Source organism: Dinoroseobacter sp. S76 (genome assembly GCF_049801095.1).
Lineage (GTDB): Bacteria > Pseudomonadota > Alphaproteobacteria > Rhodobacterales > Rhodobacteraceae > Dinoroseobacter.
Genome location: NZ_JBNAGH010000018.1, coordinates 26,111 through 37,500 on the forward strand (window position 1 = coordinate 26,111; position 11,390 = coordinate 37,500).

Below are 11,390 nucleotides of genomic sequence, written 5' to 3' on the forward strand. Positions count from 1 at the left end.
GACAGAGTAAATGGGCGCAGAAATCCTCCACGCTGGGTTTGATGGCCTGAAAGTCACCGTTCAGGCGGATATTCCACTGGCCCTTCAAAACCAATTCTCCCAAGCGAAGACCCAATGTCGAAGGACGAACAGTGAATGCGTCGTCCAGATTGGCGACACCGCCTTCTCAATGACACCAAAGGGAGCACGCGGGTTTGCCTGCCATACCGGAGACCTTGGTGCGGTCTGGATGTTCCAAGATCCACTTGATCGGGTTCCTAACAATCCCGGAGTAATTGTCGACTTCCGAGCGTTGGGCTTGGCGACGGGCGGGCTCGGTCAAGCAGAAGCCCATTTCCGTAGCGTGATCGAGGATCTCAATATTCGATACTCAGACCAGTTGTTGCGCGTCTCTCGCGTAGACGTCGCCGTGGACATGCTTGCGCCGTGGTTTGAACCCGACCGCGCGGCACTCGTTGCTCCAGCAGGCACCAAAGTCACCGAGTATACCGGCATCGACGAGACGGCCACACAAGCGACCGGCGCCCGCGTCACTGGCCTTCGTGCCGGGGCAGTGAGCAACCGCCAACTGGCGATCTATGACAAGCGACTGGAGGTGATGAAGACGGGAAAGCTCGGCTGGGTCGAGATCTGGAACAAAGCGCGCAGACAGCACGGAAACGCACCCCTGTACTTGAGAGATCGGGACGAGAGTCAGGTCTGGCGGTTTGAGCTGCGCCTCGGGTCCAAACAACTCCGCAATCAGTTCGAGCTCCTCTCTTGGGATGATCTGCGCTCTGGCATCGGCGATGCCTACCGGGACGCCTTCAGCCGCATCCGCTACTGTTCACCGACCCAAGACACCAATCGCTCGCGGTGGCCGTCACATGAGCTCTGGCGTACGTTCTCGGATACAGTTCTAGGCGACCTCGCCGATCACAGCTGTGGCCTTGTGCCAACAGACATCATCTATGCAAACAAGCTCGCCAAAATCCACCTGATAGACACCCAGCTCATGGGCCTCTTCCTCACACGCGCCGCGATCGCGGATGTGCAAGAAACCGACCTACCAGCCTTCATGGAACGTCATGTTGAAGCTCTGCTGGACTACGCAAAAGACCACCCCAAAACCCTCGCCGAACGACTTCAGAAAGCCGGAAGTAAGTATCGGTGGACCTGATTGGGCGGCAAGCGGACGTTCGCTGCGCTTTGATCGAACGTCTGCTTTTCCTTAACATCGGTTACTGAACGCTGACGTGCGTGAGAGGTATGTTCAGCTCTCAGGACCGACATGAAGCCCAAGTGAGGCGGGGGGGAACGGCTTTCCGAAAATCACTGAGTACATCGTAGACAAGCAATCGAGCACAGCGAGTATTGCTTTTTCCACCTCTATTTCACTGATGCTGTGAGCCTCTTTGGGATGTACGAGGCGATTTCGAACCTTGATCGATGACTTTAGGTCGGAGAACCATGCACTCTTGGAGCCTACGAAATCTGCTGAAAACCGGGCCAACAAGAACTCGATCCTATCTTCCAAGCGATAGAATTTAGTCTTGTTAGTGAGCACGAAGCGCCCCTTCTCCAATGCCAAATCCCGTTCTGATAACAGCGACTGTTCCAAAACGCTAAACTCTGGAGACGATGCGAAATGCGCCGCAAGGTAGTTCAACTGCGCTTCCAAAAAAAGAACGAATGGGTCAAGGCCGATCTTAGTAGCCGCTGCTTCTCAGCTTTTCCTTCTTGTGCCTTCGCCTCTTCTAGAAACCTTTTGGCTGACCTTAATAGTTCATTCGAGTAGGCTTCAAATTCGCTCACTTGAGCTTTTCCCTCATGGCCTTTGCTCGTAAGTTGGCTTGCTTAGCTTCGTACTCCTGAATAGCTAGTTCGACCCCGCTCTTTGTTATGCCTAAGCCTTTATCTGCTTGAAGCCAAAACAGCTCAGCGAAGCGGCCGCGTTCCTTGGGATCCGATCGATATCCGAGTCCACGGTAGTTCGCTGGGTCTGTGGAGTGCCTACCATTGGCAAGAAGGTCTGCGCGCAACGGGTCCTTCGATTTTCCCTTCTCTGAAAGAGCATAGTGTCGTTTCAAACGTTGCTGGTTTTCGGACAAACAGCCAGCGACAAATGCCCAACCTGCCAATAGTGCAAGGTTCTTGGCTTTATGCCGATAGTCGGCCGGGCCTTTGTACTTTCCCGTAGATTTGTCCAAGAAGGACTCCATCTGCGCGCTGCGCAAGGCGGCAAAAGCCTTCCCTGCTGCTTGAAGTTTCTTATCGCTCCACAAATCAGGATGATTTTGCTTCGCGTCTTTCCAGATCTTCGGATCACGTTTGCCGGAGTCCACAAGCTGAGGGGTGGTGTCACGAGTCGGAAACTCATTGGATGGTACGGCTTTGCCCAGATAATAGTTGCAAATGAAGGAGCGCGCCTCTTTCACGGTGATTGGGTTTCCTCGCCCAGGCTTATCTGCGAAGTCTTGCTTCTTTTCGAGCAGGCCGCACCTTTGGCACCATTCACGAAGTTCGGCTCCCGCAAGCGTCTCGTACATCCTGTCCAAAAGTTCTTTCGAGACAGAAATGTTCGTATTCGAGATGATTTGAACGTCTAAGCGTTGTTCATTATCGAGTTGGAGATAGACTTTTACGCCGTGCTCAACATCAACTTCGTCTTCCAAAGCCTCCTTGATCGCCTCGAAGCGATGCTGACCGCCAATGACTTTTAAAGGCAGTTCTTCGCCCTCAACAAACTCGGCCACTATGTTGCTGAATCGTCGGCCTTCTAAAGCATCATTGCGCATCTGATCAAACGCTGCGTGGTCTGCCACCACATCCCGGTTGGCTCGATAGTCAGCCGATGCATCTGCATCCAAAGGAACATCAGTTGTTCCCAAGCGCGTGATTTTTGAAGCCGGTATATGGCATTCTATGAAGACAGCCTGAGTCCTATGGTCCTTCAAGAGCGTTAGACTGTCTTTTTCCAGTGGTTCAAAGAGTTCCACCAAGCTAGCGATGTCTTCAATATAGTCATCGGGCTCAAGGCCATCTTCACAAACAGCAATATGAAAGGCGTCAGATTCTGTCATAAAAACCGCTCCAAATACTGTTCGCTTCCATCGTCTGATGTGGGGCAAAGGAATTCAAGGCTGGATCCGCTAAGCTGACGTCAAAAAGAGCGTGTCGTAGGTCGGCTCTGGGCCGTCAGCGTTGGTAACGATAATGGGACCCAACTATCGGATCTTGAGTGAGCCTGCCTAGCAAGTTCCAATCTGTGTTGAGAGATGATAATTTCGTAGGAGCTATTGTTAAACCATAACCGGATTTTGACAGTCAATTTAAACTTGGCTGATTTCTGATTGAGCGGAGCCCGCAGATGGAATTTGAAAAAATTGCACCCTACCTCCAAGATCCCATGATCTTGACCGGCTTCGGCCTCTTCTTGTTTTTTGGGTTTGGCCGAGCCCTCTTGAAAGCAGGGATTTTACCAACTCTTACCCAAGCCGCAGGTTATAGAATTCTATCGCGATTTTTGTTGTACGGTTTTGTTCTGGCGCTGGCCGTTATCGCCCTCGGGTTTGGGTTGAAGTATCGAGAGCTGTCTCGAGCCGAGCAAGAACGAGCAGTCCAATTGCTTATCCATGAGTTGGCTGCCAACTTGGAAAAAGTTCAGGAACTGGACAAGAATATTGATACGATAACAGGTGCGACCGAAACTATTTCGCAGATCTTGCGCCATCCCGGCATCAAGATAATGTCTGGCATCTTCCCGGCCGACAACTTAGATCCATCCGCTGATCTTCCAGCTTCGTTGGACTATTCACGCAGTGCCCTAGAATTAGTGGCGGACCGAGGTTTGTTGGACGACGAACTCGAAACTCAGAAGTTCAACGAGGCTGCGCAAGCGATCACAGGGACAATTCACCGAACAAAACTTGCTATTACGTCACTCGCGGATCCCAACCAAGAAAGATATCCGATTGCAACAAGCGTATGGGATAATCATCTGCCGATCTTGCGAAAAGTCGAGATCATCTCCGTTGGCGATCTCCGAGCTGCGTATAACGAGATGCAGCTGTTGAGAAATCAGTATGATGTGAGTGTCGGGTACTCTATCGGTTACGTCGAAGCCGTCGATGATTTTTTCTCCGGCGAGGACCGGGTCATAAACGCGCAAAGGCTGGCGTCGGTACTCGCGGCGGAACGAATCTTTATCCTCACGATCGCTGAGTTCTCTGCTGCATTTGATGAGAAAACCGCGAGGATTGGTGAAACACTGCAGCGAATCGGTATCTAAAATAGCGATGTATCTAATACATAATCGTACAGTTTTGATATGCTTTTGGCATTGGTTGGAGCCGTCCAAGTCCTTTACGACGTATGGCTAAATTTTCATTTTTGCTGAAGTTCGCAAGATGGCTCACCTATGGTAACCAACTACTTTTGCACGAGGCATGTCGACGATGGTGCTTTGCACAACTTCTGGTTTATGCTAGTCTTAGACACAGTATTTTAAGGAGAATGTTGCCATGGCCGATAATCCGAAAGTGAGACTAATTGTTTCCGATGACAAAGAACCGACAATCAAAGTTCGCCCGGGAATGAAAATTGAGATGGTAGAGGTTTCCGCCGAGGACTCAGAAGGAGCTTCGCAGGAGATGGTTCTATCCACACTTTGCGGGTACGGATCGACCTATTGTGTCGCGGTCATTCAGACCAACTAACCGTCCTGGACCATCATGTCCCTGGTCACCTCCCGGTACAACTTGACGGTGCCCTATGAAGATGGCGCGCTGCTCTTCAATGCTAACTCTGGTGCCATCCTTCATCTGCATAGCGAAGAAGGAGTAGAGTTGGCGGATGCGCTTTGCGCCTACCCGGCTCTCTTTGACCTGCAAGGTGTCGACGAAGTCATTTTGGAAAGACTACTTAAGGCAGGGTTCATCTTGGATGATACTCAAGACGAGTTGAGCATCGTTCGAGAGCGTTTCAATTTTTCGCGTCAAAACGCGTCTGCCGTCATAACCGTCATGGTAACCAATGACTGCAATCTTGGTTGCTACTACTGCTTTCAGAGCCGTTCGGAAGACAATTTGGCCGGAGATAAAGAGGCCAATACGCTTGCCTATTTGAAGCAACGCATTGAATCGTGTGGAAAAAAGCAAGTTCACATCAACTGGTATGGCGGCGAGCCAATGCTAAAGCGCGACTACATCTCGCGCCTGTCCTACGCGTTGCAAGCGTTTGCCGAAGATAGCGGGATCAGATTTGAAGCATCAATTCTCTCAAACGGTACTTTTTGGCCAAAGAACCCGCTGGCGTTCGTCGAAGAGCATAAATTGACGACCGTGCAGATCACGTTTGACGGAACCGAGGCAACGCATAACAAGATCAGACGGCGACGTGGCAAAGCAGGACCGGAATACAATCAGTTCGCTGAGGCTGTACGGGTTATTGATGCGATCCATAAGGATTGCCACGTCGAGGTTAGGTTCAATCTAGGCCCCAGGAACACGCAAGAGATCTTCGATTTTGTTAGTTTCGCACTGCAACGCGGATGGCTGAAGGAAGGCTCTCGAACTAAGCTGCAGTTGGCAAAGATATCCCCATACTCCAAGGGAGTGGACTTCATACGTTCCGATCAGTTGCTCTATGCCGAGTTCAAACAGATTGTTGATCGCGTCCGCAAATTGATACCGGACCACTTTTTTGATTCAAATACGGCGCTTGGGGAGCTGCCAAAGCCCCGCAGAGCAGTTTGCTCTGCAGTTGCAGAAGACTCCTTTATCGTGGGTGCCGACCGCAAGGTCTACAATTGTGGGCTCCAGGTGGGTGAAAAAACGAGCGCTGTTGGATCTTTGGAGCGACACAATGGAAATACTGTTGAACAGGCGCAAGCAAGCTGGTGGCGGTCATTTGATCCAACGGAGCGGCCGAAATGCAAAGTCTGCACGTTTCTCCCTTTGTGCTGGGGTTCTTGTCCAAAACTGCATCTTGAGGGCGACGATCATTACCTCGATGAGCAAAGCGAATATTGGCGCAGCACACTGCCGAAGCGAATTCTAAACTCAGTGGGTGCGACGACGGAAGTCGCGTTCAACGAGAGCCAGCAGTTCAAGACAGGAAAGCCGACTGAGCTCGATCCTACGGCTGGTACATGAGACGGGTTGACCATACTTACGCTGTGAAAAATGGAAAGTGTGAACTCGCATGGACGAAGTGAACCACCATACATTGAAAGCTTGGTCCATCGGCATCGTTGAATTGAGCGATCCAGATGACGTCTTTGTCGTTGAAGAGGGTTTCGACGCAATGGCCGCTTCATGGGACAAGGCCGCCTCGCAAGATGAAGGCAGGTTCATAACCGGAGCCGAGGTCGCTGCATTTGCAGCAATTGTTGGCCCGTTCTTGCTCGCGATTTTTTCAGGTGCGTTGAAGGGAGCTGTTGAGGACCAATTCAAGAAGGTGTTTGGAAGTCTTCTTGGTAAGGTTCTCAAGAGGGACGCTAATGCCAACGAAGTTGAGAAACTGAGGAAGCTGGTGGCTGAAGCTATCGACAAGAGTAAGTACAGTGCGCCACAGAAGTCTGAGCTAAGGTCTGGATTTGAGAGGATGTTCGCACAACTCGCGAGCTCCGATGGCAAATCCTAAAAAAGCGCATCCAGGTGTTACGTTAGCCAAAGCTGGAGTCGGCGACCGCGCCGCTATAGCGGTCGTTGCATTTACCTGCTTCGTGCAATACGCATTCCTATCGCGCCTCTGGGACGGCTACATATCACGATACGCAGGAGAGCTCATTCCACGTTCCGTATCTGCCCTTGCGACACTCATGGTCTTGGGGGGTGGCGTAATCATAGTTGCTTTTTCAGTGTATCGATGGCGTCAAGGAACGCGCGCAGCGCAGTCATTGGAGCGTCCTGCACAACATCAGTCATTTGATACGGTGCGAAACCTGTTGTCGGATGTATCTGCGCGGTCATCACTTAGAGCCGTACCGGCGCTTCTATACACGCCGAAGAACGCAAATGCGCTCGAGGTCAGGCAATCGGGAAGTTATCCTTCTGCGATTGTTGTGGGGCTTTCAAAACGATCACATGCAAGGCGCGATCCGTCGTCATTGTCGACCCAACTGGGTCATGAGGTTTCTCATCTAGAACTTGGGGCAACGCGAGAAGAGGTTCTTTATCGTCGGGTAATAACTCTTCACTTCCGAGTATTGGGGTTTGGCATTGCCGTATTCCTTGCGGCGCTGGCATATCTGGATCGTGGCGGGGTGTCACATTCGGGTGGAATACATAGCTTTCGGCCGGTGCTGGATTTATCAATCTACGTGCAAATCGCTGGCCAGTTGTTGGTGCTTCTGCTTAGCTGCCTTTCAATCTTTTTGTACTCTTACTACTTCCTTGTTAGACGGGAACACCTTCACGACCTTAGAGGTTTTGCACTGGCAGGTTGGAAATCTGACCCAGAATTCGTTTTTGAGGCTCAAGGCAAACGGAGCGCACTTTCGTCAATAGAAAGCTTCTTCACGCTCCATCCCAGTCGCCAAAGCCGTGTTCAGATCGTCAAGAAGCGTGACCACCTTTTGGTGTCGGCTGTAGCCTACCCACTGATTGTCTCAATGCTGCAACCCTTGTTCTTGTTACTGTCTACCGGTTGGCGTGAGGCCATTGGATTTGAGCGCCCGGCTTGGAACCTAGGACTGACGCTGATGTCCGGCCTCATGTTGTTTGCATTGCTCCGATCAGACATTGCGAGGCTCGGTGTTATGGCGCTGGTCAGACCAAAGCAGGACATGTGGATCATCCTAATCTATGCACTGATGGTGGGACTAGCGACACAGATCCCAAGGATGTTCCTGGAAGTCGACTTCGGGCTTCAACGCGAGTTCCCGATCTCGGTCATTGCACAGAGGATCTGGCAAGGTACTGTCCAGGGCGGCTTCAACGTAGTTGTCATGGTCGCATGCGCTATGTTGATTTCAGTATACGTCTCGGCAGTTGTTACGGCCTCAAAAGGTACAGCGCGGCGACTATGGTTCATAGTAGCAGAGACAATGGTTCTTAGTCTCGTTGTCATATGTGGATTTGTTGTCATGAGTCTAAACTCATGGGCATTCCGCGCAGAAGTGCTCGCTTTCGGAGGATTTATCACAGCGGCTTTTCTTGTGTTGGTTAACTTGACTCAGCGCTGTCGCAACTGCGGAAGAAAACGGACTTCAGCGATTTGGCTTCAATCGAAGTGTTCGTGCGGCAAGGATCACTCGAGTGAATTGAGGCATTTGTGATCGGGCAACTAGAAATCAAAAGCCAGGTTGATTGCGAAAAAGAGGTGAGCGATGTTGTTGCCTATACACAGTAACGATAACTAGGAATCATCATAGCATCAAAGATGCTCGACCATTGAGCCATCTTTGAAGGTCCGCTTTGAGGAAGCTGCGTCGCAGCATCGGCTTTCATTGTGAGCGGCTGCTATGGGCCGTTTGATCGCTGCCTAACGGCATGCTTCTGTGTAGGTATCTTTCACAGCCCGCTCTGACGCCTGTAGCGCTTATCGGCTCGCGATCAGCATCATCCAGACTTTGCCTTGCCGTGCAGCCAACCACCGCCCCTTAGCCATGCGCTTCCTTACGTGGGCGCGGTGATCACTTGGAGATTTTGGGGTTTTGCACCGATGGCGCGCTTCATTGCAGAAGCGGCATGCGGCAACAATGTTCCTTGGCTCGTCTCTACCACCTTCCGACTTCGCTAGCAGATGTTCGGCAGTGCACTGGAGCTCCTTTGGGAGAGGATCAAACCGTTCGGTAGGCCAATGAGGGCTTTTGTTGTTCTTGTCCCACATCGGTAGACGGCAGTAAAAGCACCGTCCCTTCTGGGCGCGCATCTTCGCTTTACGGATTTTCACTATGGGGTTCATATTATCGAGTCTCCGTTCATCTTCATGAGAAGCGAACGCGCGGTGTCTTAGAGACACTCCCCGGATAGAAGCTAATGCTCGCGCGGAACCCGATTGTCAGTGCTTCGCAGTCCGGACCGGTCAGACTTGTGCCTTTACCGGAACTTATCAGAAAATGTAGCAACGCAAAAAACACACGTCAATCTTTGTACGAACTGACGCTCTCAAGCGTAACCGCACAGGGAACCACAAAAACCTATTGAAGTACCCTTCCCAACTTTTGCCCGAGTGGCATGTTACAGTCTTCGTATGAAGTTTGTTTCCGCGCCAGATGTAGGGGATTGGTCGCTGGCCAATCCGGGGGTCTTGGGCCTTCTCCAGTTCGTTGTGCTCGGGCTTGTGCTGTTGTTTCTCTTGTGGATTGCCCTTCGGCATCTGCGCCAGCGACGACCCTCCAACATCACAAGCGAATGTAAATGGACGAAGGACGCACAGAAAGCGTCCCTACAAGGCTGGCGGTGCACGACCTGTGGGATTGAAGCGTTCAGTCAGGATGGACAGCCACCGAAGGAGTGCAAGTCTCACCTTCGGATAGGCGCTTTGTAAAGCCGATTGGAGGCCCAAACACAGTTGCGGTGCTGAATGACTCTGTGCCTTCCGCGTCACATGTCTGACCTTGCGCTTTCTGCTTCCACCTTGCTTCCACGGGTTACGGACGTGGAAACGCAACTCCGGTCGGACGGCGCGTAATAGTTTGTTCTTAAGTGCTAAGTTTTGGTTGCGGGAGTAGGATTTGAACCTACGACCTTCAGGTTATGAGCCTGACGAGCTACCGGGCTGCTCCATCCCGCGCCAGTTGCGTTGGCAGTGTTATTGCCTGGCGCTTTTTTGAGATCGTATTGAGAGTTATGGGCTTTTTTCTAGGTTTGGCGGTGACCTACTCTCCCACGCCTTAAGACGCAGTACCATCGGCGCTACGGTGCTTAACGACCGAGTTCGGGATGGGATCGGGTGTTTCACTCGCGCTATGACCACCAAACCAAGGAAAAAGCCCTTGCAGAGCAAGGATTTTAGTTGGAGGCAGCGTTTCGACAAAGTCGACAACGCGTTCCAACACCGTTGATCTGCTTGGCGCACCGCATTCGAACACTGTTCAATTGTGGTGCGCTTTTTCACATCGGCGTCCAAGCCAAATACGTTTGTTTGTGTATGCTTTGATTGTCCGCAGGGGCATTTGCCGTCTACTGGATCAAATCAAGCCTATCGGACCATTAGTACCGGTCAGCTGAGCACATTGCTGCGCTTACACCTCCGGCCTATCGACGTGGTGGTCTACCACGGTCCTCAGGGATACCTTGTTTTGAGGGGGGCTTCCCGCTTAGATGCCTTCAGCGGTTATCCTGTCCGATCATAGCTACCCAGCACTGCCGTTGGCACGACAACTGGTCCACCAGTGGATCGTTCACCCCGGTCCTCTCGTACTAGGGGCAACTCCTCTCAAGTATCCTACACCCACGGCAGATAGGGACCGAACTGTCTCACGACGTTCTAAACCCAGCTCACGTACCTCTTTAAACGGCGAACAGCCGTACCCTTGGGACCTGCTCCAGCCCCAGGATGAGATGAGCCGACATCGAGGTGCCAAACGGTGCCGTCGATATGGACTCTTGGGCACCATCAGCCTGTTATCCCCGGCGTACCTTTTATCCGTTGAGCGATGGCCCTTCCACTCGGGACCACCGGATCACTATGGCCGTCTTTCGACTCTGCTCGACTTGTCAGTCTCGCAGTCAGGCTGGCTTCTGCCATTGCACTCAACGAGCGATTTCCGACCGCTCTGAGCCAACCTTCGCGCGCCTCCGTTACGCTTTAGGAGGCGACCGCCCCAGTCAAACTACCCGCCACACAGGGTCCCGGATCCGGATAACGGACCGCGGTTAGACATCAAGCGATGCAAGGGTGGTATCTCAAGGAAGGCTCCACAAGAACTGGCGTTCCTGCTTCGAAGCCTACCACCTATCCTGCACATGCATGGCCTGATGCCAGTGTGAAGCTGTAGTAAAGGTGCACGGGGTCTTTCCGTCTAACCGCGGGAAGCCTGCATCTTGACAGGCAATTCAATTTCGCTGAGTCGATGTTGGAGACAGCGGGGAAGTCGTTACGCCATTCGTGCAGGTCGGAACTTACCCGACAAGGAATTTCGCTACCTTAGGACCGTTATAGTTACGGCCGCCGTTTACTGGGGCTTCAATTCGGAGCTTGCACTCCTCCTTTTAACCTTCCAGCACCGGGCAGGCGTCAGACCCTATACGTCGTCTTGCGACTTCGCAGAGCCCTGTGTTTTTAGTAAACAGTCGCCACCCCCTGGTTTGTGCCCCCCGCCTATAGTTGCCTACAAACGGGGCCTCCTTCTCGCGAACTTACGGAGGTATTTTGCCGAGTTCCTTCAACATCGTTCTCTCAAGCGCCTTGGTATTCTCTACCAGTCCACCTGTGTCGGTTTAGGGTACGATCTCATGGAG

General features: G+C 52.0%; 9 protein-coding genes, 1 tRNA gene and 2 rRNA genes (1 of these 12 cut by a window edge). 6 read left to right on the forward strand and 6 right to left on the reverse strand.

The genetic code is table 11. The features are described from left to right. Nucleotides 1–10 precede the first annotated feature (10 nt). Nucleotides 11–1,159 carry a hypothetical protein gene (locus ACP153_RS22230; protein WP_424973210.1) on the forward strand — a complete coding sequence of 383 codons (1,149 nt, stop codon included), beginning with the start codon at nt 11–13 and terminating at the stop codon, nt 1,157–1,159. Nucleotides 1,160–1,252: 93 nt separating this feature from the next. On the opposite strand, the gene ACP153_RS22235 is transcribed toward ACP153_RS22230, so the two are convergent. Next, nucleotides 1,253–1,648, reverse strand: coding sequence for a hypothetical protein (locus ACP153_RS22235; protein ID WP_424973211.1), 396 nt, complete (start codon nt 1,646–1,648; stop codon nt 1,253–1,255). 142 nt (nt 1,649–1,790) lie between these two features. Then, nucleotides 1,791–3,062, reverse strand: a complete 1,272-nt coding sequence (locus tag ACP153_RS22240; protein WP_424973212.1) for a hypothetical protein — start codon at nt 3,060–3,062, stop codon at nt 1,791–1,793. 287 nt (nt 3,063–3,349) lie between these two features. Here ACP153_RS22240 and ACP153_RS22245 point away from each other — a divergent pair, with 287 nt between their 5' ends. From ACP153_RS22245 to ACP153_RS22265, 5 genes are all read left to right on the forward strand, one after another. Beyond that, nucleotides 3,350–4,270, forward strand: a complete 921-nt coding sequence (locus ACP153_RS22245) for a hypothetical protein (RefSeq protein ID WP_424973213.1) — start codon at nt 3,350–3,352, stop codon at nt 4,268–4,270. Between the two features lie 232 nt (nt 4,271–4,502). Continuing rightward, nucleotides 4,503–4,697 (forward strand): hypothetical protein, encoded by a 195-nt coding sequence (locus ACP153_RS22250; RefSeq protein WP_424973214.1) that lies wholly within the window; start codon nt 4,503–4,505, stop codon nt 4,695–4,697. Between the two features lie 15 nt (nt 4,698–4,712). Next, complete coding sequence (locus ACP153_RS22255; RefSeq protein ID WP_424973215.1) at nt 4,713–6,134, forward strand: radical SAM protein; 1,422 nt, start codon at nt 4,713–4,715, stop codon at nt 6,132–6,134. 49 nt (nt 6,135–6,183) lie between these two features. Continuing rightward, nucleotides 6,184–6,624 carry a hypothetical protein gene (locus tag ACP153_RS22260; protein ID WP_424973216.1) on the forward strand — a complete coding sequence of 147 codons (441 nt, stop codon included), beginning with the start codon at nt 6,184–6,186 and terminating at the stop codon, nt 6,622–6,624. Then, nucleotides 6,611–8,260, forward strand: coding sequence for a hypothetical protein (locus ACP153_RS22265; protein WP_424973217.1), 1,650 nt, complete (start codon nt 6,611–6,613; stop codon nt 8,258–8,260). Before ACP153_RS22260 ends, ACP153_RS22265 begins: the two co-directional genes overlap by 14 nt. A gap of 263 nt (nt 8,261–8,523) precedes the next feature. On the opposite strand, the gene ACP153_RS22270 is transcribed toward ACP153_RS22265, so the two are convergent. From ACP153_RS22270 to ACP153_RS22285, 4 genes are all read right to left on the reverse strand, one after another. Beyond that, the gene (locus tag ACP153_RS22270) at nt 8,524–8,889 is read right to left on the reverse strand and encodes an HNH endonuclease (RefSeq protein ID WP_424973218.1); all 366 of its coding nucleotides are present in this window, start codon (nt 8,887–8,889) and stop codon (nt 8,524–8,526) included. 754 nt (nt 8,890–9,643) lie between these two features. Beyond that, nucleotides 9,644–9,720 (reverse strand) — tRNA-Met (locus ACP153_RS22275). Nucleotides 9,721–9,792: 72 nt separating this feature from the next. After that, a 5S ribosomal RNA gene (rrf, locus tag ACP153_RS22280) occupies nt 9,793–9,907 on the reverse strand. Between the two features lie 211 nt (nt 9,908–10,118). Next, nucleotides 10,119–11,390 (reverse strand): 23S ribosomal RNA (locus ACP153_RS22285) (it continues 1,557 nt past the right edge of the window).